28 protein-coding genes are annotated in these 26,372 nt (G+C 37.7%); 7 read left to right on the forward strand and 21 right to left on the reverse strand.

Features of this window, described 5'->3' with window-relative positions:
- Positions 1-277: 277 nt before the first annotated feature.
- From ACTIEV_RS06695 to ACTIEV_RS06710, 4 genes are all read right to left on the reverse strand, one after another.
- Positions 278-565: a hypothetical protein gene (locus tag ACTIEV_RS06695; protein ID WP_439516264.1), complete on the reverse strand. Its 288-nt coding sequence runs from the start codon at positions 563-565 to the stop codon at positions 278-280.
- 43 nt (positions 566-608) lie between these two features.
- Entirely contained in the window at positions 609-818 is a 210-nt protein-coding gene (locus ACTIEV_RS06700; RefSeq protein WP_439516265.1) for a hypothetical protein, read from the reverse strand.
- Positions 819-874: 56 nt separating this feature from the next.
- Positions 875-1,204 (reverse strand): YegP family protein, encoded by a 330-nt coding sequence (locus ACTIEV_RS06705; RefSeq protein ID WP_439516266.1) that lies wholly within the window; start codon positions 1,202-1,204, stop codon positions 875-877.
- Positions 1,205-1,442: 238 nt separating this feature from the next.
- A complete protein-coding gene (locus ACTIEV_RS06710; RefSeq protein WP_439516267.1) occupies positions 1,443-1,670 on the reverse strand; it encodes a DUF2188 domain-containing protein in 228 nt (75 codons plus the stop codon).
- Positions 1,671-1,780: 110 nt separating this feature from the next.
- Here ACTIEV_RS06710 and ACTIEV_RS06715 point away from each other — a divergent pair, with 110 nt between their 5' ends.
- Both ACTIEV_RS06715 and ACTIEV_RS06720 read left to right on the forward strand, forming a co-directional pair.
- Complete coding sequence (locus ACTIEV_RS06715) at positions 1,781-2,155, forward strand: helix-turn-helix domain-containing protein (protein WP_439516268.1); 375 nt, start codon at positions 1,781-1,783, stop codon at positions 2,153-2,155.
- Positions 2,142-2,711: an ImmA/IrrE family metallo-endopeptidase gene (locus tag ACTIEV_RS06720; RefSeq protein WP_439516269.1), complete on the forward strand. Its 570-nt coding sequence runs from the start codon at positions 2,142-2,144 to the stop codon at positions 2,709-2,711. Before ACTIEV_RS06715 ends, ACTIEV_RS06720 begins: the two co-directional genes overlap by 14 nt.
- A gap of 6 nt (positions 2,712-2,717) precedes the next feature.
- On the opposite strand, the gene ACTIEV_RS06725 is transcribed toward ACTIEV_RS06720, so the two are convergent.
- Both ACTIEV_RS06725 and ACTIEV_RS06730 read right to left on the reverse strand, forming a co-directional pair.
- Positions 2,718-3,182 (reverse strand): hypothetical protein, encoded by a 465-nt coding sequence (locus ACTIEV_RS06725; RefSeq protein ID WP_439516270.1) that lies wholly within the window; start codon positions 3,180-3,182, stop codon positions 2,718-2,720.
- A 43-nt stretch (positions 3,183-3,225) separates the two neighbouring features.
- Positions 3,226-3,873 carry a hypothetical protein gene (locus ACTIEV_RS06730; RefSeq protein ID WP_439516271.1) on the reverse strand — a complete coding sequence of 216 codons (648 nt, stop codon included), beginning with the start codon at positions 3,871-3,873 and terminating at the stop codon, positions 3,226-3,228.
- A 45-nt stretch (positions 3,874-3,918) separates the two neighbouring features.
- Here ACTIEV_RS06730 and ACTIEV_RS06735 point away from each other — a divergent pair, with 45 nt between their 5' ends.
- Positions 3,919-4,191 carry a helix-turn-helix domain-containing protein gene (locus ACTIEV_RS06735; RefSeq protein WP_439516272.1) on the forward strand — a complete coding sequence of 91 codons (273 nt, stop codon included), beginning with the start codon at positions 3,919-3,921 and terminating at the stop codon, positions 4,189-4,191.
- Positions 4,192-4,216: 25 nt separating this feature from the next.
- On the opposite strand, the gene ACTIEV_RS06740 is transcribed toward ACTIEV_RS06735, so the two are convergent.
- The 5 genes from ACTIEV_RS06740 to ACTIEV_RS06760 all read right to left on the reverse strand — a co-directional run bounded on the left by ACTIEV_RS06740 (position 4,217) and on the right by ACTIEV_RS06760 (position 9,803).
- Positions 4,217-4,519 carry a hypothetical protein gene (locus ACTIEV_RS06740; protein ID WP_439516273.1) on the reverse strand — a complete coding sequence of 101 codons (303 nt, stop codon included), beginning with the start codon at positions 4,517-4,519 and terminating at the stop codon, positions 4,217-4,219.
- 149 nt (positions 4,520-4,668) lie between these two features.
- Entirely contained in the window at positions 4,669-7,068 is a 2,400-nt protein-coding gene (locus ACTIEV_RS06745; protein WP_439516274.1) for a DUF3987 domain-containing protein, read from the reverse strand.
- Between the two features lies 1 nt (position 7,069).
- Positions 7,070-7,339: a helix-turn-helix domain-containing protein gene (locus tag ACTIEV_RS06750; protein WP_439516275.1), complete on the reverse strand. Its 270-nt coding sequence runs from the start codon at positions 7,337-7,339 to the stop codon at positions 7,070-7,072.
- A 296-nt stretch (positions 7,340-7,635) separates the two neighbouring features.
- Positions 7,636-8,781: a site-specific integrase gene (locus ACTIEV_RS06755; protein ID WP_439516276.1), complete on the reverse strand. Its 1,146-nt coding sequence runs from the start codon at positions 8,779-8,781 to the stop codon at positions 7,636-7,638.
- A 659-nt stretch (positions 8,782-9,440) separates the two neighbouring features.
- Entirely contained in the window at positions 9,441-9,803 is a 363-nt protein-coding gene (locus tag ACTIEV_RS06760) for a helix-turn-helix domain-containing protein (protein WP_439516277.1), read from the reverse strand.
- Between the two features lie 87 nt (positions 9,804-9,890).
- Here ACTIEV_RS06760 and ACTIEV_RS06765 point away from each other — a divergent pair, with 87 nt between their 5' ends.
- Complete coding sequence (locus tag ACTIEV_RS06765; protein ID WP_439516278.1) at positions 9,891-10,157, forward strand: hypothetical protein; 267 nt, start codon at positions 9,891-9,893, stop codon at positions 10,155-10,157.
- 15 nt (positions 10,158-10,172) lie between these two features.
- On the opposite strand, the gene ACTIEV_RS06770 is transcribed toward ACTIEV_RS06765, so the two are convergent.
- The 7 genes from ACTIEV_RS06770 to ACTIEV_RS06800 form a co-directional block, all read right to left on the reverse strand.
- Positions 10,173-11,996, reverse strand: a complete 1,824-nt coding sequence (locus ACTIEV_RS06770; RefSeq protein ID WP_439516279.1) for a S1 RNA-binding domain-containing protein — start codon at positions 11,994-11,996, stop codon at positions 10,173-10,175.
- A gap of 487 nt (positions 11,997-12,483) precedes the next feature.
- Positions 12,484-13,866 carry a tRNA uridine-5-carboxymethylaminomethyl(34) synthesis GTPase MnmE gene (mnmE, locus tag ACTIEV_RS06775; protein ID WP_439516280.1) on the reverse strand — a complete coding sequence of 461 codons (1,383 nt, stop codon included), beginning with the start codon at positions 13,864-13,866 and terminating at the stop codon, positions 12,484-12,486.
- A gap of 130 nt (positions 13,867-13,996) precedes the next feature.
- Positions 13,997-14,824 (reverse strand): energy transducer TonB, encoded by an 828-nt coding sequence (locus tag ACTIEV_RS06780; RefSeq protein WP_322197003.1) that lies wholly within the window; start codon positions 14,822-14,824, stop codon positions 13,997-13,999.
- A gap of 258 nt (positions 14,825-15,082) precedes the next feature.
- Positions 15,083-15,916, reverse strand: coding sequence for an energy transducer TonB (locus ACTIEV_RS06785; protein ID WP_322197004.1), 834 nt, complete (start codon positions 15,914-15,916; stop codon positions 15,083-15,085).
- A 59-nt stretch (positions 15,917-15,975) separates the two neighbouring features.
- A complete protein-coding gene (locus ACTIEV_RS06790; protein ID WP_322197005.1) occupies positions 15,976-16,527 on the reverse strand; it encodes an ExbD/TolR family protein in 552 nt (183 codons plus the stop codon).
- Positions 16,528-16,578: 51 nt separating this feature from the next.
- Positions 16,579-17,226 carry an ExbD/TolR family protein gene (locus ACTIEV_RS06795; RefSeq protein WP_250686527.1) on the reverse strand — a complete coding sequence of 216 codons (648 nt, stop codon included), beginning with the start codon at positions 17,224-17,226 and terminating at the stop codon, positions 16,579-16,581.
- Between the two features lie 69 nt (positions 17,227-17,295).
- Positions 17,296-18,162 (reverse strand): MotA/TolQ/ExbB proton channel family protein, encoded by an 867-nt coding sequence (locus tag ACTIEV_RS06800; RefSeq protein WP_322197006.1) that lies wholly within the window; start codon positions 18,160-18,162, stop codon positions 17,296-17,298.
- A 342-nt stretch (positions 18,163-18,504) separates the two neighbouring features.
- Between ACTIEV_RS06800 and ACTIEV_RS06805 the strand changes: the two genes are divergently transcribed.
- Complete coding sequence (locus ACTIEV_RS06805; protein WP_322197007.1) at positions 18,505-21,075, forward strand: zinc-dependent metalloprotease; 2,571 nt, start codon at positions 18,505-18,507, stop codon at positions 21,073-21,075.
- Between the two features lie 252 nt (positions 21,076-21,327).
- Entirely contained in the window at positions 21,328-22,056 is a 729-nt protein-coding gene (locus ACTIEV_RS06810; protein ID WP_322197008.1) for a ferredoxin--NADP reductase, read from the forward strand.
- Between the two features lie 9 nt (positions 22,057-22,065).
- On the opposite strand, the gene ACTIEV_RS06815 is transcribed toward ACTIEV_RS06810, so the two are convergent.
- Both ACTIEV_RS06815 and ACTIEV_RS06820 read right to left on the reverse strand, forming a co-directional pair.
- On the reverse strand, positions 22,066-22,722 hold the full coding sequence (locus ACTIEV_RS06815; protein WP_322197009.1) for a class I SAM-dependent methyltransferase: 657 nt from the start codon (positions 22,720-22,722) through the stop codon (positions 22,066-22,068).
- A gap of 9 nt (positions 22,723-22,731) precedes the next feature.
- On the reverse strand, positions 22,732-24,198 hold the full coding sequence (locus ACTIEV_RS06820; protein ID WP_322197010.1) for a glycine--tRNA ligase: 1,467 nt from the start codon (positions 24,196-24,198) through the stop codon (positions 22,732-22,734).
- A 229-nt stretch (positions 24,199-24,427) separates the two neighbouring features.
- Here ACTIEV_RS06820 and ACTIEV_RS06825 point away from each other — a divergent pair, with 229 nt between their 5' ends.
- Positions 24,428-25,837, forward strand: a complete 1,410-nt coding sequence (locus ACTIEV_RS06825; protein ID WP_439516281.1) for an aminopeptidase P family protein — start codon at positions 24,428-24,430, stop codon at positions 25,835-25,837.
- A 181-nt stretch (positions 25,838-26,018) separates the two neighbouring features.
- On the opposite strand, the gene ACTIEV_RS06830 is transcribed toward ACTIEV_RS06825, so the two are convergent.
- The gene (locus tag ACTIEV_RS06830; protein WP_439516282.1) at positions 26,019-26,345 is read right to left on the reverse strand and encodes a nucleotide pyrophosphohydrolase; all 327 of its coding nucleotides are present in this window, start codon (positions 26,343-26,345) and stop codon (positions 26,019-26,021) included.
- Positions 26,346-26,372 lie beyond the last annotated feature (27 nt).

Here is a 26,372-nt window from a genome sequence, read left to right on the forward strand (position 1 = left end):
TTCAAAGTTTAAAATTAACAAGCTTTTTCCCGTTAACTCTAACCAAGAATGGACAACTTTTTGGGGGAGCCTACACAACAATTAAAGATAATACTCAAGTTTTATCCCAGAAAGTGAAATCCATTCTTGACAAAAGTGATTATTGCTCCAATAACTGCCCTTATTGATTATCAATCCGTATAAATAGTTTTACTTATAAAATCGTGTGGCGATACAGAAAATGACTTAGCCCGTTTTTATTGGGTTTCAGAGAAATTAGTGATAGAATAGTAATTAATCAACATCGTTGCAGCCCTGACCAACTATTACCTTTTTCCTTTGCTTCAGTTACTAAAATCATGGGGGATTTGTCTACAGTGAGCGCTACTTTTTGTACCGCATTGAAAATGGTGTCAATATCCTTATCTGATATGATTAAGTAATTTCCATTTGGCAACCTATATTCTATACCATCTTTTGATTTGATTCTTTTAGTAAATCCAATTGCTAAAAGTCGGTCTCTAAGTAAGGTATAGTGTGCTGTACTTTCTTTTGTCAGTTGAACTCTAACAATAAATGTTGGCATATATTTTTATTAAAGAATGAAGCTATTAAGCAATTATAATAGATCAAAATTTTAAGGAATCATCAAGTTTTTCCATTGCGGCGTTTAGTTCTTTAACACTTCTCTTTACAGAACCACCTTCATCTTCAAGTTGTATACTTACCCCACAAGAGCATTTTACTAATGACCGATTCACTACTTGCTTTAACGTAACGAAATGTTTTTTACCACAATCGCATTTAATATCTACTTTTTCATTGCTGAAATCAAACATGTTAATTCAATTTAGAGTGAAAAAAAGGGTGAGTTGTTAACTCACCCATCCATTTTTTAAGTTAAGTCTTCAACTATTGCCGAAGGTGCTTCACGCTTAACTACTGCAATACCGTTGTCTCGACCAGAAGACGTTTCGTACATCTCACTTGTTCCGATTACTTGGCCATTTGCGGCTTTCAGAACAAAATAGTACTTGTTATTATACGATGTCTTCTTTTCGTAACGGCTATCATTAGTAGCGTTTTCTTTTACGGAAGTGATTCCATTCTCGCAAGAGGACTTATAAGTATATCCTTCACTTGCCAAAACCCTCTCCCCGTTTCCTGCCTTTAAATTGAAGTAATAGTCACCATTACTTCCCTTGAGAATTGTAAACTTGCTCATGTGATGAGTTTTAGTTAGTAATTAATTGTTATTGTTTGCCATGAATAAAGGAACAAGCACCAACGCTAACAACATAAAGCCAACGGTTATAATGAAAGCTCTTACATGCTTTCCCGATGCTTCTATTGATAGGTTTTTACCTGAAACCCTCACTCTATCTAAACTGGAGTATAATTTCAGATTCATAAATAGAATTTATTGTTATAAAATCTCACCACTCTTACCCGGATGATTTAGGTTAGCCTTTAATATTTCGTGGGTCATGACCATAACTATCCTTATCGCGTATTTGTCCATTACGACCGTGGATTACCAACTCAGACTGCTGATTGGTGGCTATCTCCCTTCCAATCTTTATAGCCTCTTTTTGAGTATTCACAACTTTTGTTGCTCTTTCATTACCGGCTCCTTTCACTTGCCAGTTATCCCCATGTTTAGTAACATGCTGATTTTTACCTTTTGACATTTGGACCTCCTTTGTTAACTTTGTTTAATTAATGCAACATTGTACCGCATGTCAAATTTATGCAATTGTTTCACATACGCAACACTATTTCACATATAAAACTTTTCCACATGAATTCCACACTCAATTCTGAGTTGTTAGCGAGTATGATTAAATCAAAACGGGGGAAAAAAGGCTTAAGAGAGACGGCGGATGAAATAAATCAAGAGACTGGGCATAAAATTATAAGTGCTGCAACTTTATCTAGAATCGAACAAGGCAATTTGCCGGATGTCGAAACCTTTATAAGATTATGCAAATGGTTAAGAGTGTCAACTGATGAATTTGTTACCTCAAAAGATACAGTTCAGAAAGAAATAACTGAAAAAGATAAATTAGTATATCAGCTTAGATCAAGCCAAGAATTAGATGCAGATTCAATCAATGCAATGGTTGCAATGGTAGATATGGCATTCGGCAAATTAAAAAAGAGTGCCAAGAAATAATACAGTTTTTGAATGGGGCTTTAAAACTAAAGCTGAAAATCTCTCTATCCAATATAGAGAGGAATTAGGTATTTCGAAGTTTAAGCCCTTAAGTGCTTTTGAATTAGCACAACATCTAGATATTCCGATTTTTACTGTTGATGAAGCCTTTGATGGAAATAGAAATCACCCGGCTTATACAATCATGAATGACCCTGCTAAATTTAATGCTCTTTGGATGCCAAATGAGGATGGTGAAAGAATAATTATTCATAACTCAAATCATTCATTATATAGACAACAAAGTAATTTGATGCATGAACTGGCACATATTATACTTGGTCATGTGATACCAGAAGAGATAGGAAGGGTATGTATGCTATATAATTTACATTATTATAATAAAAAACAGGAAGCCGAAGCCAAATTTTTGGGGGCTTGTTTACAATTAACTAAACCTTCAATTTTATGGGTCAAAAAGAATAACTGGTCGCAAGAAAAAATTTCAGAATACTATACAGCCAGCAGCGAAATGGTTCGATTTCGTTGTAATTCAATTGGTAACTATAGAAATTAATAGTCATTACTCAGGAATGTATTCCCAAGTATTCTCTTTTTTTCGAAGTATAACGTAGCTTTTGATATAAAATCGATCTCCTTTTTTTATGTCTCTTTTAATGCTATATCCAAAATTCTGATATATAAAATTTCCATTTTCATCATGGTCTAATCCTTTATTTCTTTCATTAAATATTGTAGGATAAGTTGATGCATTTTTTTTATTTTCCATAGTAAAACCATCGACATCTACTTCATATTCGGCAGTGTAGAATAATTTGTATAGCTGATGAACTCCAGGCTCGAAAATTATTTTACTTTCAAAATTTTCGCCATCCGTTTTTTGAAAGCCAACCATATGAGCCGGAAACCTTTTTGGATTATTATATATTTCTTTGACAGCCTCTTTTGCAACACTAGTCCTATCGTCCAATGAATCACAAGAAGAGAAACATACAATTAGTAAAAATGTAACTAGTAATTTTTTCATATACTTTTTTGCTGAAAGTTCTGCTGATTGCTTACCTCGACAACTACTTTTTTAAATTATTTCCAAACATGAACAGAAACAATTCTAATTGGTCAGGTTTATACCCGTGCTTCTTGGACAATTGAGCACACACTTCTAAATAACCTGTATAACGGTGCTTACTATTTTGCTCATTAATGCCCCATAATGAACTCAACTCTGTGAACTGTGTTTTATTGAGGACGCGTATAATTCTTGCATCCATTATCAAACACCTATTCTCCCCCATCAGGATATTAAAGAAATACAATAGTTTACTAAGTGTACTCAATCCTACTCCATTACACTTAGCGAGCACATACTTCAATTCGTCTGATGTAATGGTCATTTTAATAGATAAGTACTCAGATAAAAAATTAACCTGCTCTAGAAACTGCGGAAATAGAGTAGCCATATTGAAACCAAGGGTATACCCCTTAGGATAACCCCATAATATGATTGCAAAAATTGCTTTGCACGGATCTTCTTTAGTTATAGAAAAAAGTTCGCCCCTAGAAAATGTGATCGTTTCTTGATTCGAAAGAGTATTCTTATAAAAGTCAATAAATGGCTCTTCATCCCCATACGGCTCCCAAATCTTTCTTTTGGTTTCAAAAGCCTGATCCTTGTAGGGTAGTTGCTTAATCAGTTCCGTGTAAGTAGCCAGTTCCATGAAATACTATCTGTTTTATCACAGTATTTCAAAAATAACGCATATATGCGTCTGTTTATCATTTGCTTATACCCAACTTTTGGACAGGTGATTAATGTAAAAAACAAGAAGTTGGCAGTTGCTATTGGCAACCGAATCAGGGAACTACGCAAAAAAGCTGAAATGTCGCAAGAAGAACTTGCTAACGAGGCTGATATACCCCTGTCCCAAATCGGTCGGATTGAAAGGGGCGAAAACAACCCTACTGTTTCAACTTTATATGTTATTGCTGACGCCCTTGGGTCTGATTTGAAGACGCTCGTGGATGTGACATTGTAGTTTTATTCTCAATTCCTTTATACAGTTAAAAATCATCAATATATCTCCCTATTGGATTTGGATAATTATTTTTAATTGCTTCAAATACACGAGTAACCCATTCGTCATTCTTAGCAGCCTCTTCACCTACATATCCATTATGTGCTCCATTTGTTTCAAGTCTGAAAAGAATTCCTTCTAAATTTCTATTACCAACAAACTTTGATAAAAATAAAATTCCCTCAGTAGTGACACGAAACTGCGTGTGTACAGAATCGTCCTCCGATGCTATAAGTTTTCGAACATTCTCTAGTGTAAACTCAATAGGATTATTTAAGTCAATTTGCATAAAAAAGTTTTTGATCAACATTGACGAGACTTTATAAAAGTATACAAAAAACTTAGTATAAATAAAATCTGAACACAAAAAAGCCCCTGTGAAACCACAGGGGCTTTTAAATTGTGCTAGTGTAATAAACGTAATATTCGTAATACGCTTTATGCTACTTTTCTATATTGCCCTTGATCAACGCGATTGATAGCTCCGTGTTTAATAAAGTCACCAATATACTTTTCAGCGGCATCATCCTTAATACCTTGCACCTTTCGGATTTCAGTGTATTGCTTTTTACTAAACGCTTCTGGTAGAGCTTCAAATAAACCACGTTGTCTCGAATTCAACTTAGAAAGTAATACTGAGCCTTCTAAACGCTTAAATACAGAAACTAAATGAATCAGTAACGTTTCTGTAATTACTAGAGCGGCGTCAACTTCTTTTTTACTTACATATAGAACTTCTGGTAACCATTCATTGTCTTCAAGATGTCTGAATATAGTTAGCAGCATAGCAATACGATAAAATATCAATCCATGTCTGCGAATACTTGCTACAATATCATCTCCGTGATCTAAATGCAGCGCTTTAAGCTTTTCAGAAAAGAATACATTTATTCGCTCGGTTTGCTCTTCGGGCATTCTGATAATTGTTTCTGTACTTTGAAGTTGTTTCTCCCACAGTTCGAGCATATAATCTGAAGCTGCATCAAAGAAAAGTTCACGATTGGAATTGGGGATAGCAAACTGATCCTTCCATACTATATCACTTTTGAAATCGTAAAAACAAAATCGACTGGTAAGACCATTTTCAATACTCTGTACTAACCTTTGAATTTGATCTGGTGTTCCACTAAGCACTGTTGAAAGGCAAGGATTCTCGACTTCGATCATTTCATTATTCTGTCTTCGAGCCATTGAAACAGTTTCATGATGTGTCGCTTTGCGCAGTACAGTGCTAAAGTTACCCCAATCAGTTTGCAATGCTTCAGCCAAAGCATCACCCTCGGTTTCAAAGATTATTCCGAAATTTTCATTTGTACACAATAATTGAATCATCTTAGATATTGATGTATTAGCTGGAATAAACAATGCTTTCTGCTCTGGTTCAACAGGCTTTTCCAAATCAGGATTACCCTTGACATTAGCCTCATAATAAGCTTTATCAGCTAAGTACTTGCTATACTCTTTTCTAAAGGCAACTTTCAAATATTGATTAATTTTACTACCTAACCTTTTAGCATACTTCATTAAACCTTTACCCGCAGAAGCTGGGGCAGATATAAATACATATAAATTTGCAGCAACCTTTCCATGTCCATAATAACCCCTTACATTAGGAAACAAAGAGCTGGTAACACCAAGAGTCGACAACAAAATCAAATCACGTTCAATCGGATCAGAAAATTGAAGAGACACGCCCTTTAAGAATTGTGGCAAACCAGCGTATAACCAGTCTGGCAAAACAGGTACTTCTTGTTTAAAATGAACGACATCTGTTATAATTTCGCTTACTACATCAGATTTAATTTCATCTACTCTAAGAACTGAATCTTTTATCAGCTGATGTAACTCACCTACTGGTAATTTAACTTTCATGTAATCGGAAACATCTTTTACAGGATAGCCTGCTATAACTTCAGGCAAGTTGCAAATTGAAGTTTTAAAGCTTTTGCATAGCTCTTTATGAATATTTTCCGATCTGCGTTTTCCTGTTACATCGTTATCATACATGATAACGATATTTTTATACGCATTGAATAAATCAGCAGTTAAATGCTTAGGAACAGCTGCAGTTTCACTATTTAAGGATATAGCATCATATCCTAAGCTAGTGAGCGTTAATACATCCTTCTCGCCTCCTGTAAGAATAAGGGTATCAGGAAATGCTTTTGCTTTATGAGCGCGTGCAAATACCTGTTTAAATCCGAAAACAAAATCCTTTTCTTTTGAACCCACATAAAAGAATCCTTTGGGATGTGGGGTATATATTTTTGAAAAGTATACATCTTCGTAAGCGATAGCCAGTTCCTTAAAAAAACGTGTTCGTTGATCACCATCCTTTGTTATATAGTCACAGCTTTCGATTGCTTTTACTTTATATTGACGCAGTACTGATTCTGTTATACCAAACTGTTTAAAATAACGATATGAATCTGCATAACCATCTTTACCTTTATACTGAAGTTTAAATCCAAAAATATTTATGACATTAGAATCAGTTCTTTTTTCATTGAACTCAAGTTCTAAATCGTTTGCCATCAGCTTAAGGATCTCAAAGAAATTTTTCTTTACGTCAAGCTCATAATAATTAGCAGCGAAAGAAAAGACATCACCTTTGAAATCTTCATTACCAAAATCATTGAACATCCATCTTTCAGTATCTGGGTTAAAATATACACTCAATCCAGGTTTAGTATCCTTATAAAAAGGGTTATATGTCGGCTTACAATTATAATCATTTGCTAATTCGAGTTCCGGAATTACAAACTTATAAAAATCAAAGCCACCATTTGATTGAAGCAATACACTTTCTTTATTGCTTCTTTTAGCTGTTATACTCATTTTAATACTTGTTAAATTTGTTTGCTAATTTATTAATTGTGTTTTGTGCTTCAATAGGATTCTGCAAAAGGAACTCCTTAACATCTTCTATATCAAAATAGATCAGCTTTCCATGTGGTCTATAAAATTTGATTTTATTTTCAGACGTTAAATGATACGCTTGATGTTTAGAAATTCCTGCATAAAAGCAGAACTCATCCATTGTAAGAACGTTCTTTTGAGATGCGAGTAGAGCCTTTATCTCTTTCAACTCACGTAATAACTCATCCATGATGTCAAAGAACTTTAAATGTTAACGATTGTTCGATTTTCACAAGGCAGAAACGCCTTGTAACTATTAGAGAAAGAATCTAGTTTCCTGAAGGTACTCTTCAGTTAATCTGTAACTGACGGGAAGCTCATCAACCCGACTTGATAACGGCTATACGGTGTACTATAAGTTGGCTAATGTGTGCCCAATGTGGCTATAATAGTGCCTTTAAGATGTACTTTAGTGTATAGTATTTCTAAAGTAAACAAAAAAAATGACTTGGCAAAATTGCCAAGCCATAGTAAGAAATTCAATTTTTAGAAGTTAATAGCTAAGTCAATTTTACTTGCTGCTTCAATTTTTTTCTTGTCGATAACCTTTGCATATATCTCAGTTGTCTTTAAATGCTTGTGACCTAGTAATTTACTTACAGTATATATGTCAGTATCCATAGAAAGCTGAAGTGTAGCAAATGTGTGCCTAGCGCAATGGAAAGTGATTTTCTTTGTTATGCCTGCTTCAACTATCCAATCCTGAAGCTGCTTATTCATATGTGTGTGATAAGATAACTCTTTGAATATGGGTGTGTTGGCATCCTGCTTCTCACCTAAAATTTTTACAGCTTGATCCGACAATGGTAATATCTCAGCCCCTTTTGTTTTCTTCTGTATATACTCAAGACTCCAACCTCCATTTTCTGCGTGTCGAATTTTATCCCAACACAACGCTTTTACATCACTCCATCTTAATCCTGTTAATGTACTGAATAGAAAAGCCTTTTTAAGTAAATCATTTTCACACTCCGTAACAGCTAAAGCTTGCAGCTCTTCTAAAGTCAGAAATTGACGATGAGTATTCCCCGCTTTTAAACTCTTAACCCGACTACTCGGATTCTCTTTAATCATTTTATTCATAAAAGCTTCTTTTAGTGCAGCTTTGACTTTATTATAGTATGAAAGTGCAGAGTTAGCTTCCAATTTTCCTTCGCCTCGTCTGACTACATTTCCCTGTAAGTATTGCTTAAATCCTTCGAGGAAATTATCATCGATTTGATCGAGCGAATAATCTTTCCCTTTAGAGTAAGTTTTAAGATGTTCGTAAACGCTTTGCCAATTGCCATAGTTGCCGTTTGAATCCTCACGCTTTCTGTCTGCTAGCTTTTTAAAATAGTCAAGAAAACTAATTTTACCCTTTACGCTACTAGTAAATCCATGGCTTGTTGTTTGCTGATCAATGATTCGTTTGGCTCTAATATTTTCAGCCAAACTCATGGTTTGCTTGTTATGATCTTTCTCAATATTTGATTTTGGCGAAACGAATATTTGCAGATTCAACCATTCGTATTGAATTTTTGCACCGGGGCGAAGATTATATGCCAAATAAAGGCTTGCCATTTGTTTCTTTCCTTTCTTCTGATTCTCGAGGGATAATCTGCCTACTCGTTTTCTGAGGTGAATTTTCATATTTTTAACGGTTTTAGTTACTAATTGATATACTAACCTTCCGATTAGTAACTGAAACTGCCAACAGTACCCGCTATTTATGCGGGCTTTCATTTCGAAAAATTTAAAAAGGTACTTTCTATCATAGAAAATACCCTGATTTTTCCGTTTATTAGGAATGTTACGAATACTACAATCACTATAATGTGATGTATTTAATGATGAGATAAGAAAGGAGTGTTTAAAATCGATTTTAATACGCTTTAATCGCTGATCCCACTCTTGACTGATGAGATATATACATGAAGAAAGAAAAACACAATAAACCTTGTTTAAATACCTATATAAACCTAAGCCACAAAACACACTCAATTTAGCAGGGTTAGGTGTTCTCCACTAATAAAGGAAATACACCAAAATCTTGATTGTTATAGCTGTCATTCACCTTTAGACTAGATACGTTTAGTCTAGGCTCCTGTATCGATTGTCGAATCTATACAATCGTAATACCCGTGGTATTCGTAATAATTGTAGTAAACACAATATTAAGGGTGATATACAAACCTCGAAAAATCAAGCTGACAACACTATGTACTCCTTCGCCAGATAAATGTGTGACACTTGCTGGGTTAGATGTGCTTCACTTATTGAGTAAATCGATGAGTTTCTACATATTTAGTTCACTGAATCAACGCATCCAAATGCTGCCGCTTAATTAAATGCTTCTTTCCTATTCGTGAAGAAACGATACGTTTCTCCTTTATCCATCTCCTCAGAGTTAAATGAGTGATGTTTAGTAAAGCACTTGCTTCCATTATAGTAAGTAACTCTTTTCCTGCCAGCTCAGGGAAATTTACCTTAGTTCTTATCTTTCCTGTAATAGTAGCCTCAACTTTAGCGATCTCAATTTTTTCTTGCCTTGCTACATACTTATAGGCTTTCCTACTACAATTATGTGAGCAATATTGTGTTTTTGTTGTCCTAGCGATGAATTTGCTATTACAGAACCTGCAAATTCTTTCGACATGCATGTTGCTACTCATGGTGTTTGTGTGTTTTTATGCACACCTTCCTACTATTTTTTGGCGGTTCGCAACCTTATGTGATAGTGCAAGCAAAACATATTAACCATGCACAATTTTGAATTGCATCCTGAATTTTATAATCAGCTTATACTCCTCACTGAGGAAGAAAAGAAAGACCCGTCATCTGTTATTAAACAGTTTTTTGAGGATGTAAAACTAGTTGAGGCTAGAATGCACTTGCATAATCTATTGGAGGTTGCTCTTACTCGACCTAATACTATCTATGATGATGCAAGAGAGAGGGATGCCGTGTTATGTTTTATTAAACAGTTAGAGAAGTTGCTAGAGGCTGGGTATAGTTTATCTTATTAGTCTTGAGATTAGACCTCACCCCTTTCTATTACGTGATAAATCTAACCGTATTCTTTGTCTGTCTATAAAAACCTTAGACACATATACATCAAGAGCCTGTCCCACTAACATATTATCTTGAAAATTTTTATACTCGTGACCAGCTTGGTCAAGAGATTCTTTCGGCAGTGTCCCTATGTAATTGTTTGGCAATTGAACTTGAACATAATTTGGCGTAATTGCAGTTACTTTTCCAGAGAATGACATACCAACTTTTAAACTTTGATGGATTATAGGCCAAGGATTATTCTCAAGTTGCCTTATACTACATTGAATCATTTGGTTTACATTATCTACTGCTATTACTTTTACACTTATCTTCTTTCCGACAAATTCTGCTACTTGATTATCTGTTAAAAAAAACCAAGATGCTTCCGCCATAGGAATATAAACCTCTAAAATATCTTTATAAATACAATTGAAATGCAACATGCATTTAGAATTTATAAAAACTTCAATAATATCATTCTCTTTAGGAAGGTCAATTTTATTCCATGGATTATTTTCAGGATGTTTCAAAGTCAAATAAATAAGGTTTGAACCTTTATCGATTTTCTTTATCAAGAAATCGAACTCTTTCCCTATCTCAAGAATTTCCTTGCAGTTCGAGACCTTAATCCAAGAGCATTCTTGCTTAGTAATGTATCCAGTCATCCCAAGTACATTAACCATACACTCATTTGTAGATATGTCCTCAATTACTCCCTTTACTTTAACTCCCTCTTTAAGTCCATATTCATTTAATTTTTCTTCAAAAAGAGCATCAGCATACACATCATTTCGAGCCACAAATGCAATTTTTAATTCATTTTTATTTCTAAAATTTGCATTTTCATACGAAGTCCTAATTACTTTTTTTACAAACACGTGATCATGATTGTTTAATGCTTTGAGTAATCTATCAAAGAAATGAAAAGCAGGATAGTAGGAAATAATATAAATACTTTCGCTACCCTTATCCAAGTTGGTTTTTAATCTTTTGAGATATGGTTTCAACCCTTGAGTATCAGCACGCTGAGCTTTAGCCAACAAAATAGTACTGACCTTAAACGGTGGTATTAAATATTCAAGTTGAATTTCTGATCCTCTTTCTCTATCAACTATAGTTAACAAATACTCCAAAAATGAAAGTACTTGTTCCGAGTAATCAGAGACATCATTATTCGAATAAAGAAAATGGCTAAGACCGTCAAGCTCATTCAAAAAAATTGGAACTAAAAAACCATTTTCATCTAGCCTCTGAAGTTTAAGGATCAGGGAACTAATTTGAGAATCAACTTCGGTTTGTGGATCTAAAAAATATTTTTTAAATGATACCTTACCATGCGTCCCCAACTTATCGGATAATTTTTTAAGGATTGTCAAATCGATAGAACTAGTACAAGTGGAGTTAATGTTTTTCCTTATTAAGGGGCATAATACATGCGGTAAGGCAGTATGAACTGCAGATAAGATATTTCGTGTTTGATCATCTTCTTCTTTTAGCCTTAATATCAATGTGCCATTTTCTGATAAAATTGGATCAGTTGGATTTTCTACCCATTTCACTTTAACTTTATACTTATCAGAAGTCGACAATTGTGAGAATATACTTGACGTAAGAAATTCATTAACGTTTGATGCTACTTTTGATTCAATATGACTTTTAGAAAACCATCTCAGAAGAACAAAAAAAGGTCTTGTCAAAAGTGCTTTAATTTTAACAGCACGATCTGGTTCTTGAACTATGAGAAATAAGATGATTAATAGGCATGCGGGCAATAACCCATACCTTAAAAACTGTTCAACAATTTTATCCATAAGTTAGTTAGTAGATTTATCTATACAATCCGGTTCATCGCAAAAAATTATTGCAGACTCGTTAATAATTTTAAAGGCAAATAAGTTCGTCCACGTAATTTGTTTTTTACAATTATAACAGCATACCTCCCCTTTGTCAATCAATTCACTGATGCCAAATCTGTCGAGAATTGCCCGAAGATCTTTGTCGTGAACTGCTGGTATTTGAATTTTCTTTTCCATTTTACTTACTACATATTGTAATATACGATAAAATAACAATATTTATAGACCAATTCCTAGCTTTTTGCTAATCATTGCGTATCATACTGTATCATTGTTACCCATAATTTCCCCCTCACTTCCCAAATCTGTTACAAATAATGAGTAGTAACCGAAATAGGCACAACTAATGGGCTACTAAAGGCAGGAAAAGGCAAAGAAAGGCAACTATAATCCGTTGATATAGAAGGTAAAGTGCACAGAACGTGCACCAATCGTGCACTGGCTACTTTCCGATACAAAACTTACTAAATATAAAATCCAACTGATCCTCATTGGTAATCTCTCCCGTAATGAGACCGAGATAATGTAAACATTGACGGATATCCAAGGCCAGCAGGTCACCGGGTATTTGGCTATCAATTCCGGATTGCGCTTCTTCGAGCGATTGGGATAGTTTCAACAAAGCATCATGATGGCGTGCATTGGTGACAATTGTTGCTTCGGTATTCACATCACCACTAATGGCTTTTTGCGTGAGTGCTTGTTTGAGAATATCAATTCCCGTCATAGATTTTGCAGAGATGAGTATGGCTGATGGGATATGGGTGATGGCATTCACCTTTCCAGTATCAGCTGTATCAATTTTATTGGCTACCAGCAAATATTGAATGTGTTTATCCTTAAGGTTTTGTTCAAATGCCTGTAGTTCTTTCACAGCAGTACTATTGATGTCAAAGAGATACAATACAATATCTGAAGCATTCATTTTCTCCAGACTTTTCTCTACACCAATTTGTTCTATTTCATCTGTTGTATGTTCTCTGATACCTGCAGTATCCACCAAACGAAACAGAATACCATTGATATTGATGACCTCCTCAATGGTATCTCTGGTGGTACCTGCAATATCACTAACAATGGCTCTGTTTTCATTGAGTAATGCATTGAGCAAAGTAGATTTCCCTGCATTGGGTTTGCCAATAATAGCTACTTGCACGCCATTTCGTATCACATTCCCTAATGAGAATGAGCGAATGAGTTGTTGTGTAGAATGATGTAGTTCGGCGATGAGCGCTTTCAATTCTTTTCTGTCTGCAAACTCTACATCTTCCTGAGAAAAATCCAGTTCCAATTCAATCATCGCTGAAAAGCGAATCAATTGTTCTCGCAACTGTTTGAGATCAGAAGAAAATCCACCACGCATATTATTCAGTGCCGTTTTTCTGCTGGCTTCTGTATTGCTGGCAATCAAATCCGCTACGGATTCTGCTTGTGCCAGATCCAGTTTACCATTGAGGAAAGCACGTTGTGTAAATTCACCGGGCTTAGCCAATCTCGCTCCTCGTTTTGTTATGGCCCCAATCACCTGCTCCTGAATAAAAGGTGAACCATGACAACTGATCTCGATCACATCTTCGCCTGTGTAGGATTTCGGACCTTTAAAGAGCGCGAGTACCACTTCATCTAATACCTGATCCCCATCTTTCAAATAACCTACCTGTAAAGTATGTGAAGCTTGTGCAGACAAATCTTTGGAAGGAAATAATGCATTCAGAATCGAAAAGGTATTTTTTCCACTCACCCTGATCACACCAATCGCACCAATACCCTGTGGCGTAGCCAATGCAATAATCGTATCATCCCAGCCTGACAGGTGTATGGACATGTGTAGAGTTTTGGCAAAGATAGGATGGATGAGAAGGTAAAATTCAAAAGTAAAAAGTCAAAAAATGGAATACATCACCAATAAAATGGCTCTGCTTTTTGATTTTTGACTTTTTACTTTTGATTTATGCTCACTGCTCCGTCACTCTAAACGTAATCGCCTGCTTATGTCTATACACTACGAGTTTGCCATTTTGGTTGGCGGGTATCCAATTAGGGCCTTTTTTGATCACTCGTATGGCTTCTTCCTTGGTACCATAACCGGGATCATTCTCTGCTTTTACATCACTCACTTTCCCATCTTTGTCTACAATAAATGTTACGATCACGGTGTATTGACTTGGAGGAGCTCCGTTTTCTATCGGAATATCACTGTTTAAATTTTTTTCCAGGTAGCGGGTCCAACCCTGTAGACCTCCGGGAAACTCTGCAGGTATTTGAACAGGAATAAAGTCTTTGGTATAAACATCTGCATTGGATTCTTTCAGTTTTACGACATCCGTTGTTTTTTCAACTGGAGGCACAACAACCCCAATATCTTCTGCTCCTTCCATTTTTTCCAATCCAATTTTTACAGCATCATAATCCTTTACTTCTAACATCACATCATCCTCTTTCACCAATTCATCTTCGACTATTCTAGGAGCAGTTAATACTTCTTGTGCTACGTTCGGTTTTTCAATTTCGGGTTCTGGAGGTTTCACTTCTTCAACAGGTGGTTCTTCTACTTTACTCAATTCAATTTCCGGTCCCACATACATAATGTCATTCTTATCGGTTTTATTTTTTGCAAGAATGGAGCCTACTGTGAAAAGCAGACAAACCACAAACATCAATGATAGTGCTAGTTTCATGCGTTTGTTATATTTTATGCGCAATTCATAAGCACCATAAGCTTTGTTACGATTGGCGAAGAGAATATCCAGGATATCATTTCGCGAAGTGAATTTCTTTTCCATGGCGTTAGGTTTATTAATGAGATACGCGCGGAAAGAAATTCCATAAGTGAAAGGTGAGAAGTGGACAGTGAATAGTCAGTAGTGAGTGGAGAAGATGTTTGTGAATTGTCAATTGTGAATGGTGAATGATATGCTACGAATAGAATATAAATTATTGACAATTCACAATTGACCATTCACACTCACTACTGACTACTCACTACAAAAAAAAGCCACCCGCAATTGCAGATGGCTTTTGAAAAATTATCAGTCAAAAGATTACTCTTCTGATACCATGAATGTGATACTTTGTTTGTGACGATAGATTACGTTACGTCCGTTTTGAACGGCAGGTTTCCAGTTGGGCCCTCTTTTGATAACGCGTACTGCTTCGTCTTTGGTTCCGTATCCAGGATCATTCTCAGCTTTTACTTCACTGATACCACCCGTTTTATCCACGATGAATGAAACGATCACTGTGTATTTACCTGGGGGTGCTCCATTTTCAACAGGAAGATCTCTGTTCAGGTTACGCTCGAGGTATTTGGTCCAAGCAGGTAACCCACCGGGGAATTCTGCAGGGATTTGTACCACAGTAAATACCTTATCGTAATCTTCTTCTTGTTTGGGAGCTTCTACCACACCGGTACCTTTTACTTCTACCGGAGGGGCAACGATACCTTCATCTTTGATACCTTCCTGATTGATGGTACCGATCTTGGTATCTTCCAGTTTTTCCACTTCCTTGATCTCTTCTTCAGGCTTCACTTCTTCATCCTTCACAATTTTGGGAGGGGTGAATTTAGTGATCTCCACTTTAGGTGGCTCCTGTTTAGGAGGTGGAGGCGGAGGTGGAGGTTCGGGTTTTTTATCTTCCTGCTTAACATCTTCCAAGCTCACATCTTCAACGAAGATCTGTGTCTTGTTCTTGTCGCCGGAATTAGCAACCAATGAACCTACGAGGAAAAGCAGACACACCAATACAGTACCTATGATTGCGTAAGTGATACGCTTGTTGTAGGTTCTGCGGAGTTGGTACGCGCCGTACTCTTTGTTTCTACCCTCGAAAACGATATCAAGGATATCCGCGGTTAAAATTTTATTTACGTCCATTGTTAGGTCTTTAAATAGTATGATTCATTGTGTGGTTTTTTCCACAACTGAAAATCCAATTAGTTGGAAGCAGAAGCTGCACCGGCAGCATCTGATAATTTAACCAATTGCTCTTCAACAGGTGAAATATCCACAAGCGCATAACGCTTTAATACATTGATGGTCATTTCATCCAGAATATCCACCACATTTTTATAAGTGCTTTCAGATGAAGGCTTCAATACTACCACTAGGTCTTTCTCATTAGTACGTGCTTTTTTCTCGAGCAGTACGGTACGAATTTCCTTGAAAGTAGATGATTTGAAATTAGAACCATCGGGTGCCAACTGACCTTCGTAGTAGAAAACATTATTGTCTTTTCCTAACAGAAGGGTGATAACACCTGATTCTTTTGCCTTATTCTGATCCTCCGGATTATCCGCATCTTTTGGCAAAAAGAGCTTCATAGCCGTAGGTTGACTCATCGTTGTGGTGAAGATAAAGAATGTGATGAGTAGGAAGCCCAGGTCTACCATGGGCGTCAAGTCAACACGGGTTGAAAGTTTCTTCCCTTTTTTGACCCCGGGGCCTTTTTTGTGGCCCCCGCTACTCGAGGTATCCATTTCTGCCATAACGGTAGAATTTAGTTTTCGTGAGTATTTTGTTTACTGTTTCAACAGTGCTTATTCTTCTCTTTTTTCACCTGCCATGGTTTTCTTCCACAGTTCGGTACCGGCCGGTACACTCTCAGGATTGGTGATCATCTGAAACTTCAGTTCATCATTTTTCTTGAAAGCGTCGATAACGGCTTTGAATGCAGGGTACTTGGCAGCATTATCGCCTTTCACCAGCAGGTTCATCTTAGAACCCAGGTAAGCATCTTTGATAGCTCTCATCCAAACATTCATCTGATTGTCGGTTGAATCCAACACAGGAATTCCGGGGAGCTTATCACCTTTACGCTGTTCCTCGGGTAAAGAGAGAAAAGAGGCCATACTGCTGAACGGAGCACCATAGAAACCCGCCTTTTTAAACGCTGCAACATTCATGTTGAGATTCAGGTTGGTATTCAGATAGGTACATACCGCTTCTTTCTTTTGTTCATCATCCATCGTAATAAATACCTTACCATCCTTGTCGATCGTAATCATTACAATGTCCTTATCGGGAGCTACTTTGGCGGCCACAGAGTTAGGTGTGGTTACCGCAATAGCTTCAGCCGGTTTGAACTTTGTAGTTAAGATAAAGAACGACAACAGGAGAAAGGCCACATCGCACATGGCTGTCATGTCGATATTGGTACTTTTACGAGGTAATTTGGCTCTTCCCATTGTTAATTATTTATATGCATTCACTAATTAGATTCAAAACATTTGATTTTCCATACAAACAATCAACGATTATTTGTAGTTAGCAGCAAAGCTTTGAGTTAAAGTGAATCCAGACTCATCGATACCATAAGTGATACCATCGATACGTGTAGTAAATACGTTATACATCACGATCGCGATAGCAGAAGTACCGATACCCAGTGCTGTATTATACAAGGCCTCAGAGATACCTTGAGACAGTTCACGAGCAGCTTCTCCACCACCTTCATCACCTAATTTAGAGAATGAACGGATCATACCCAATACGGTACCGAACAGACCCAGTAGGGTTGCTACAGAAGCGATGGTAGACAAGAACACGAGGTTCTTCTCCAACATTGGTAATTCCAATGCAGTAGCTTCTTCGATTTCTTTTTGGATATTCAATACTTTCTGCTCTGTAGCCAATTCAGTATTGGTGATCATTTCTTTATACTTACGCAGACCTGCTTTCATTACATTACCTACAGATCCTTTTTGCTTATCGCACTCAGCCAACGCCTTATCTACTTCTTTATTAGCTAAGTGAAACTGTACTTTGCGGATGAACTCAGCGATATTACCAGCACCAGTAGCTTTTGATACAGTCAGGAATCTTTCAATACTGAAAGTAACAGCAGTAAGGAAGGTACCAATCAGGATAGGTACTACGATACCACCTTCATACATCTTTGTAAATGTACCTTTTGGACCAGCATGTGACGGCCAGAACCAATGGCTTGGATCAGGATCCGGATTTGTAAAGTTACCTGCACTACCTAATACTACGCGCCAGATAAAATAACCGCCCAGGATACATAAGAGGGGGGCAAGTGTTGCAACTAAATTACTGCTCTTCTTTGGTTGAACAGACGTTGTGCTTTTTGCAGCTGTTGCAGTTGGTTTTGTCTCAGCCATGATTCGATTGATTTTTGTTTTTTAAAATAACAGTTGATTTAAGAAATTCCTCGCAATGCTAATGAAAAATCTTTGAAGTCACTCAAACACCGTTTCATCAGTCCGAAAGGGGTTACAAAATAGGTAATTTCCTGAAAGCGACAAATTTGATTCAGCAAAAAACCGCATTTATCCGCTATTTCAGGGGTGGCAAGATAAGAGGAATACAAGTACCCTCAAGACCTTTTCACCGACCCAAATTAAAGATTTTACCATTCATACAACACTATCCTAAAAAAAAATTGTTGATTCCTTTACCAACCTATCTTTAACGATTATTCAAAATCATTTTACACTGAAACAATGAGAAATTATTTTATCGCAGCAGCAATGCTGGCAGCGACCGTGTCGTCAGCGCAGAACCGTGATACGACCCGACCTGCAGGTGCACCTCAGTTGAACAATCTTCAAGCCCCTAGTGGCTTTCCAGGCGCTCAACGTCAGGGACCCCGTTCTTACAAGGACGTTATTACCAATAAAGCCATCTCTCAGAAAGGGATGATTACAGTACATAAAGTAGAAGACAAATACTACTTTGAAGTACCTAACAATATTTTGGGTCGTGAGATCTTGGCTGTAACCCGTTATATCAAAGTACCTGCCATTTCCGGAAACGGAAGAGGTGCTTATGGCGGAGAAGTAGCGAATCAACAAACCCTTGCTTTTGAAAAAGGACCGAGCAATAATGTTTTCCTGCGTACCATCACCCTGGTGAACGCTGCTGATCCTAAAGACGATATCTATCAAGCCGTTACGAATTCTAACTTGAACGCCATTGCGGCTGCTTTCCCTATTGCTGCATTTGGTAAAGACAGTGCCTCTGTAGTATTGGATGTAACTGATTATTTCAAAGGAGATAACCAAGTCGTAAGCATCAATTCAAATATTAAACGTTCATTGGGACTGGGTCCGATTGCTGCGGACAGATCTTATATTCAGAAGATCAGTACTTATCCGATCAATACTGAGATCAGAAGTGTTAAAACATTTAATGCTGCCGGAGCTGCTCCAGCAGGTTTTGGTGGACAAGGTGGGGGTGCTTCTATCCCTGCTGCGAATGCTGCGGGTGCGGTAACCATAGAACTGAACACATCCATGTTATTGTTGCCTGAAAAACCAATGACTCCTAGAATTGCTGATAAGCGTGTAGGTTTCTTCACAGATGATTATGTACTTTTTGGTGACAATCAACAAAAGGTAGAGAATAAAGAATTCGCTGTTCGTTGGAGATTGGAACCAAAAGATGAAGATGTTGAAAAATGGAAAAGAGGCGAACTTGTTGAACCCAAAAAACCCATTATTTATTATATCGATCCTGCTACTCCTAAGCAGTGGAGAAAGCACCTGATCCTTGGTGTAAACGATTGGCAGAAAGCTTTTGAAAAAGCCGGATTCAAAAATGCTATCCTAGGTAAAGAGTGGCCTGAGAACGATACCACCATGAGTCTGGAAGATGCTCGCTTCTCTGTGATCCGCTATTTCGCATCTCCTACTGAGAACGCTTATGGTCCGAATGTACATGATCCAAGAAGTGGTGAGATCCTGGAAAGCCATATCGGCTGGTACCATAACGTAATGAAACTGGTACATGACTGGTATATGGTGCAAGCTGCCGCTACAGACCCACGTGCCCGCAGCATGAAGTTTGATGATGACCTGATGGGTGATCTGATTCGCTTTGTGTCTTCTCACGAAGTTGGACATACGCTTGGTTTGCGTCACAACATGGGTAGCAGTAGTAAAACTCCGGTTGATAAACTGCGTGACAAAGCTTGGGTAGAAGCCAATGGACATACTGCTTCTATCATGGACTATGCGCGTTTCAACTATGTAGCACAACCGGAAGACAATATCAGCAAAGCAGGTTTATATCCTCGTATTGGTGATTATGATCAGTGGGCAATTCGTTGGGGTTATGGATATATTCCTGGTAACAATGAAGAAGAAGTAAAGAAAAACAGCAGTCAATTAATTACTGAAACGCTGAAAACCAATCCACGTACTTGGTTTGGCACTTATGAGTCAGGTAACCAAGCTGATCCTAGAAGTCAGAGCGAAGACCTGAGTGATAATGCTGTGAAAGCAAGTGATTATGGTATCAAAAACTTACAGCGATTATTGGCTGGTTTACCTGAGTGGACCAAAGAAGAAGGTGATCTGAATACCAATATTGCAACTATGTACGGACAGTTATTAGGACAGTATCGTCGTTATATTGGTCATGTTAGCCGTAACATTGGTGGCGTTTATGAAACCTTCAAAGTAGCTGAGCAGGATGAGCCGGTATATGAAGTAACTCCAAAATCTATGCAGCGTGATGCTTTGGGTTATCTGAATCGTCAGGTGTTCCAAACGCCAACATGGTTGATTGATAAAAAGATCTGGAACAAGATCAATCCTCCCGGTACTGCTGATCCATTGGCTTCAGCTCAGGAAGGCGCATTGGCCGGATTGCTGACACTTGACAGATTGAACCGTATGCAATATTGCGCTGATCGTTTTGGTGCAGATAAAGCCTACAGTGCATTGGAAATGATGAATGATCTTCAGTCTGACTTGTTCAGCGAACTGAAATCCAACAAAGCGATCGATAACTATCGCAGAATGTTGCAGAAAAGCTATGTCGACAAACTGAATTCACTTTTGAATCCTCCAACAACTACCATCACCGTTACATTTGGTGGTGGCGGATTCAACAATCCTTATGCATCAGGTGCAAACAGCCGTAGTGATGTATACAGTATTGCCCGTGCACAATTGACTCAGTTGCGTTCACAAGTGGTTGCAGCTGCTGCTACCAATCCTGACAAAATGAGTAAGATCCATTTACAGGATCTTGCAGAAAAAATCAAAAGAGCATTGGATCCTAAATAAAATGATCTTCTTGAATATAAAAGGCGCAGTAACCAAATACTGCGCCTTTTTTAATTTGATCCGCCTGAGGCGGATGGCAATTTGAAAATTTGACAATAATGGCATTCTTCAATAAATCAAATACCTCTTACCCTATCCCATTTTCAAATTTTCAAATTATCTCATTTTCAAATTGTACAATTTTCTAATTGCCACATTTTCTCCGTAGGAGTTCTTAGAACAAATTATCTTATATTGTGTAAAACCATTCCCATGCTGGAACCATGGCGCACCGGTAAGGTGATCAAAATAGAAGATGCGACCGAGTCAACTCGTCGCTTTTGGATTGAAATTCCGGAACTGAGTTCTTTTGATTTCAAACCCGGACAATTCATTACGCTTGATCTTCCTATTCATGAGAAAAAGAACAAGCGCTGGCGCAGTTATTCCATTGCCTCTGCGCCTGATGGAACCAATATCATTGAACTGGTTATTGTTTTATTGGAAGATGGGGCCGGCACCAATTATTTATTCAAAGAGGTACAAGTAGGCACAGAATTAACCCTTCGTGGACCTCAGGGTGTATTTACTTTACCGGAACATTTGGACAAAGATCTGTTTTTAATATGTACCGGAACCGGTATTGCACCTTTCCGCTCTATGGCACACCATATACATCAGCATAAAATCCCACATCAAAATATCCATATCATTTTTGGTTGTCGCAAAGATGGTGACTGTTTGTATGGGCCAGAATTGAAACAATTAGAAAAAGATGAACCGGGCTTTTACTATCACCCCGTTTTCTCACGTGAAGAGTCAGTTCAGGAAGGTGCATATAAAGGTTATGTACATGGTGTATATGAAGACTTACTTCGTATCCAAAAAACACCTGCTTACTTTTACCTCTGCGGCTGGAAAAACATGATCGACGAAGCCAAGCAGCGCATTATTGCTTTAGGATATGATAAAAAAGATATTCATCTGGAGTTGTACGGCTAGTTCTATTGATTATGGATGATTCTTGATCGCTACAGTTATAAAATAATCAAAGATCAGCTCTCTTTTATAAAGTACCTCATGCAATACCTGCATTCCTCTTTTGGTAAGTTTTTGATTGTACTCTGTAAGATTCAATTGAACGGGATGTAACATGTCACCGGGCAAAAGTTGGAATATTTTTTTGAGAATATTACTGCGATGACAATCCACAGAAATAACCATTACACCTCCCGGCTTTAAAGCGGCTACTAAACGATCATAACAACGTTCGATATCATTGACATGATTAATAGCGTTCATGCAAAAGATGATATCAAATGTTTCTTTCTGTTCTAAGGTTTCCAAAGGTTGATTTAAAAAATTGACCCATGGATAATTAGACGCATTGAAATGAGGTAATTCAGCATATTTATGCAACAGTGGATCAACAGCAGTTACATGATTATCTTCCAATACCATAAAAATACCTGCCGGACCACAACCTGCATCCATGATTTGTTGTTGCCCTTGAACAGTCAGAAACGGAGACAAAGTTTTGAGAACTGTATTCCAGTAGTCGCTTTTGTATGCTAAATATTCATCTACATTTTTAGACCGCAGATATTTTTGCCACCATTTATATTCCAGTTTCTGTGCAATCTTCCATTTAAGATTCGATTCTTTCATGCAGAGAGATTACGTTAAAGCTGTTAAAACCATGGATTTTATTTCACTCAAATGAACCCTCTCTTGTTTCATACTGTCGCGGTGACGAATCGTTACTGTTCCATCTTCCTTTGTTTGATGATCGATGGTGACACAGAATGGTGTACCGATGGCATCTTGTCTGCGATAACGTTTACCGATGGCATCTTTCTCCTCATAAAAACATTTAAAATGGGGCTTGCACTCGTCCAACAATTGCTTAGCAATCTCCGGCAATCCATCTTTTTTCATCAGTGGTAATATCGCCAACTTATTCGGTGCAATTTTAGCAGGTATACGCATCACTACCCTATTGTCTGAAGTACCATCTTCTTTGGTGATGGTTTCTTCTTCGTAAGCATGACTCAACACCAGTAAAAACATACGATCTAGTCCGATAGAAGTCTCTACCACATAAGGAATATAATTACCATAAGGCTTTCCGGTTGAAGGGTCTACATCCGCATCAAAATACTGTTGTTTCTTTTTGCTGTATTCCTGATGGCTCTTTAGGTCAAAATCTGTTCTACTATGAATACCTTCTACTTCTTTGAATCCGAATGGGAATTCATATTCAATATCCAATGCCGCATCTGCATAGTGCGCCAATTTCACATGATCGTGGTAACGATATTTTTCTGCAGGAATTCCTAAACTGGTATGCCATTTCAGTCGCGCGTCTTTCCAATAGTTATACCATTCCATTTGTGTACCCGGACGAACAAAAAACTGCATTTCCATCTGCTCGAATTCACGCATGCGGAATATGAATTGTCGGGCAACAATCTCGTTACGAAATGCTTTACCGGTTTGTGCAATACCAAACGGTATTTTCATACGGGCAGTTTTCTGCACATTCAAGAAATTCACAAAAATACCCTGTGCCGTTTCCGGACGTAAATAAATGGTATCCGCATCTTCAGCTACTGAGCCCAATTGCGTAGAGAACATGAGGTTGAATTGGCGGATATCTGTCCAGTTAGCAGTACCGCTTACACTACAAACGATCTTTTGATCATTCATAAGTTGTTTTAATCCTGTAAAATCCTCAGCTGCCAGCAAGCGATCCATTTCAGCCAATAAAGTATCTGCTTCATTTGCTTGTCCACTTTCTCTTAACTGATCTGCTTTTGCTTCCAACAAATGATCAACACGGTATCTTTTCTTACTGTCTTTATTATCGATCATCGGATCACTGAAATTATCAACGTGACCACTGGCTTTCCATGTCGTAGGATGCATAAAGATGGCAGCATCAATACCCACGATATTATCATGCATTTGAGTCATGCTTCTCCACCAATAATCACGGATATTCTTTTTCAATTCGCTTCCATAAGGACCATAATCATATACGGCACTTAAACCGTCATAAATCTCACTACTCGGAAATACGAATCCATACTCTTTGGCATGGGAAATAATAGCCTGAAAACGATTGTCTTGCTGTATGCTCATAACGCGGCAAAAGTAAGATTTTTTGAGTGAAGCCGTGATCTAGAAGCTACTAGCTGCTAGCCGCTAGCTTCTAGCTTTTGACTTGTAGGCAAGGAGCTATAGAAAATTATTCATTACTTAAACGTAGAAGCTAGCGGCTAGCAGCTAGTAGCTTTTCTCCCTTTCCTCACTTTTTTTTCGCCTTAATCGCTGAAAACCTATAGTTTTAATGCGCTCAAAAAAATATCACATGCTTAGAAACAGATGTTTTAAACTCTTATTGTTGTTACTGCCTGCATTTGGCTGGTCACAGCAAACAACAGAGTATCCGAATGATTATTTAAGTCCTGAGTTCCATGCCGGTCGTCGAGCTGCATTCAGGGAAATGATGCCTAACAATTCAGTGGGTGTTTTCTTTGCTTCACAAGTAAGGGTAAGAAATAATGATGTGGACTACCAATATGCGCAAAGCAAGAATTTTTACTATTTCACAGGATTGGAAGAGCCGAATGCTTTACTCCTGCTCTTCAAACAACCTGTAACGATCCTAGGCGCTACCGGTACCGAATTCATTTTCGTACAAAATCGTGACCCATTTAGAGAATTGTGGACTGGTAAAATTCTGGGAGTTGAGGGCGTTAAAAATAAATACAAGATCGCAAATGTGTTTACCAATGACAAGTTCACAGCAAATACATTTGATTTTAATACGGTTGATTCTGTATTAACTGCTTTTCGCGGTGAAGATATTTTCTCGAAATATAAAAGAGATCCTGATCCTCTATCTCGCATGGCAGGCATTGTAGATAGTTTAATCATTACCCATAACAAACCGATTGCCGGTCGTACCACTAACATGATCCTTTCTTCTTTACGTGGCATCAAACAACCGGAAGAAATTGCATTGTTGGAGAAAGCCGCTAAGATGAGTTGTGAAGGTCACAATGATGTGATACGTGCTATCAAACCCGGTATGACTGAATACCAGGCGCAGGCCATTATGGAATACCATTTCAAAAAGAATGGCTCTGAATATCCGGGATATCCCAGTATCAATGGCTCTTCAGAAAATGCGTGTGTGCTCCATTATATTACCAATCTGCGTCTGATGAAAGATGGTGATTTGTTATTGAGTGATTGCGCCGCTGAATACCATGGCTATACTGCTGATGTAACCAGAACTATTCCTGTGAATGGCAAATTCACACCGGAACAAAAAATCATTTATGAATTGGTACTGGAAGCACAAGACTCGGGTATTGCTGCTTGTAAACCCGGGAATCCTTACAATGGTGTTGATGCGGCTGCTCGTCGTGTTATCAACCGTGGATTGATCAAATTGGGTATTGCTGCTAATGAACAGGAAGCTCGTCAGTATTTCCCTCATGGTACTTCTCATCACCTCGGACTCGATGTTCATGATATGGGTGTAAGAGGATCACAGCTGCTACAAGAAGGTGCTTATCTGACAGTAGAGCCAGGTATTTATATTCCACCCGGAAGCAAATGCGACAAAAAATGGTGGAGTATTGGAGTTCGTATTGAAGATGATATCCTGATTACCAAAGATGGAAATCGAAATCTCTCCGCATCTTCTCCGCGAACAGTTGCTGAGATCGAGAAGATGGCTAAGCAGAAGAGTATCTTTGATAAAAATTAAAGGATCCAAGAATTAAGATTCAAGAGACAAGAAAGGCACAAGGTTCAAGCATCAATCTTGAATTTTGTGCCTTTTTTTATTTGCATCTTGAAACCTTCGTGCAGCTTGTGGCTTGCAACTTGTAGCCTGAAGTCCGCACCTTGTACCTTACTTGTACCCTGTTTCTTAATTCTTGAGCCTTCTACTGAAGTTTTTCATTATTCTTATGCCTGTCTTGGTCTCTCAAATTTTTCTTGGCAAAGTTTTTTTCCAATGCTTCTGTTAAGTTAACTCCTGTTTGATTGGCCAAACAGATCAATACCCACAATACATCAGCCATCTCATCTGACAATTCTTTCCCTTTATCAGAGTCTTTGAATGATTGTTCTCCATAAGTTCGAACCATCAAGCGACTCAATTCCCCGACTTCTTCCATTAAAATACCCAAATTGGTGAGCTCATTAAAATATCTAACACCGGTTGTATTGATCCAAGTATCCACCTGATTTTGTGCTTCCTGAATAGTCATAATCCAATATTTTATGTTCGAAGATCA

Origin of the sequence: Sediminibacterium sp. (genome assembly GCF_051861365.1) — a bacterium.
In the GTDB taxonomy this organism is placed as follows: domain Bacteria; phylum Bacteroidota; class Bacteroidia; order Chitinophagales; family Chitinophagaceae; genus Sediminibacterium.

Excerpts from the sequence above, each read along its gene's own strand:
- ACTIEV_RS06730 (WP_439516271.1), bottom strand. The coding sequence starts at position 3,873 with ATGGAACTGGCTACTTACACGGAACTGATTAAGCAACTACCCTACAAG.
- ACTIEV_RS06825 (WP_439516281.1), top strand. The coding sequence starts at position 24,428 with ATGCTTAGAAACAGATGTTTTAAACTCTTATTGTTGTTACTGCCTGCA.
- ACTIEV_RS06715 (WP_439516268.1), top strand. The coding sequence starts at position 1,781 with ATGAATTCCACACTCAATTCTGAGTTGTTAGCGAGTATGATTAAATCA.
- ACTIEV_RS06705 (WP_439516266.1), bottom strand. The coding sequence starts at position 1,204 with ATGAGCAAGTTTACAATTCTCAAGGGAAGTAATGGTGACTATTACTTC.
- ACTIEV_RS06725 (WP_439516270.1), bottom strand. The coding sequence starts at position 3,182 with ATGAAAAAATTACTAGTTACATTTTTACTAATTGTATGTTTCTCTTCT.
- mnmE (WP_439516280.1), bottom strand. The coding sequence starts at position 13,866 with ATGTCCATACACCTGTCAGGCTGGGATGATACGATTATTGCATTGGCT.
- ACTIEV_RS06785 (WP_322197004.1), bottom strand. The coding sequence starts at position 15,916 with ATGGACGTAAATAAAATTTTAACCGCGGATATCCTTGATATCGTTTTC.
- ACTIEV_RS06790 (WP_322197005.1), bottom strand. The coding sequence starts at position 16,527 with ATGGCAGAAATGGATACCTCGAGTAGCGGGGGCCACAAAAAAGGCCCC.
- ACTIEV_RS06760 (WP_439516277.1), bottom strand. The coding sequence starts at position 9,803 with ATGAGTAGCAACATGCATGTCGAAAGAATTTGCAGGTTCTGTAATAGC.
- ACTIEV_RS06750 (WP_439516275.1), bottom strand. The coding sequence starts at position 7,339 with ATGGATGAGTTATTACGTGAGTTGAAAGAGATAAAGGCTCTACTCGCA.
- ACTIEV_RS06740 (WP_439516273.1), bottom strand. The coding sequence starts at position 4,519 with ATGCAAATTGACTTAAATAATCCTATTGAGTTTACACTAGAGAATGTT.
- ACTIEV_RS06830 (WP_439516282.1), bottom strand. The coding sequence starts at position 26,345 with ATGACTATTCAGGAAGCACAAAATCAGGTGGATACTTGGATCAATACA.
- ACTIEV_RS06820 (WP_322197010.1), bottom strand. The coding sequence starts at position 24,198 with ATGAGCATACAGCAAGACAATCGTTTTCAGGCTATTATTTCCCATGCC.
- ACTIEV_RS06795 (WP_250686527.1), bottom strand. The coding sequence starts at position 17,226 with ATGGGAAGAGCCAAATTACCTCGTAAAAGTACCAATATCGACATGACA.
- ACTIEV_RS06780 (WP_322197003.1), bottom strand. The coding sequence starts at position 14,824 with ATGGAAAAGAAATTCACTTCGCGAAATGATATCCTGGATATTCTCTTC.
- ACTIEV_RS06695 (WP_439516264.1), bottom strand. The coding sequence starts at position 565 with ATGCCAACATTTATTGTTAGAGTTCAACTGACAAAAGAAAGTACAGCA.
- ACTIEV_RS06770 (WP_439516279.1), bottom strand. The coding sequence starts at position 11,996 with ATGGATAAAATTGTTGAACAGTTTTTAAGGTATGGGTTATTGCCCGCA.
- ACTIEV_RS06710 (WP_439516267.1), bottom strand. The coding sequence starts at position 1,670 with ATGTCAAAAGGTAAAAATCAGCATGTTACTAAACATGGGGATAACTGG.
- ACTIEV_RS06745 (WP_439516274.1), bottom strand. The coding sequence starts at position 7,068 with ATGAGTATAACAGCTAAAAGAAGCAATAAAGAAAGTGTATTGCTTCAA.
- ACTIEV_RS06765 (WP_439516278.1), top strand. The coding sequence starts at position 9,891 with ATGCACAATTTTGAATTGCATCCTGAATTTTATAATCAGCTTATACTC.
- ACTIEV_RS06700 (WP_439516265.1), bottom strand. The coding sequence starts at position 818 with ATGTTTGATTTCAGCAATGAAAAAGTAGATATTAAATGCGATTGTGGT.
- ACTIEV_RS06815 (WP_322197009.1), bottom strand. The coding sequence starts at position 22,722 with ATGAAAGAATCGAATCTTAAATGGAAGATTGCACAGAAACTGGAATAT.
- ACTIEV_RS06810 (WP_322197008.1), top strand. The coding sequence starts at position 21,328 with ATGCTGGAACCATGGCGCACCGGTAAGGTGATCAAAATAGAAGATGCG.
- ACTIEV_RS06805 (WP_322197007.1), top strand. The coding sequence starts at position 18,505 with ATGAGAAATTATTTTATCGCAGCAGCAATGCTGGCAGCGACCGTGTCG.
- ACTIEV_RS06735 (WP_439516272.1), top strand. The coding sequence starts at position 3,919 with ATGCGTCTGTTTATCATTTGCTTATACCCAACTTTTGGACAGGTGATT.
- ACTIEV_RS06800 (WP_322197006.1), bottom strand. The coding sequence starts at position 18,162 with ATGGCTGAGACAAAACCAACTGCAACAGCTGCAAAAAGCACAACGTCT.
- ACTIEV_RS06755 (WP_439516276.1), bottom strand. The coding sequence starts at position 8,781 with ATGAAAATTCACCTCAGAAAACGAGTAGGCAGATTATCCCTCGAGAAT.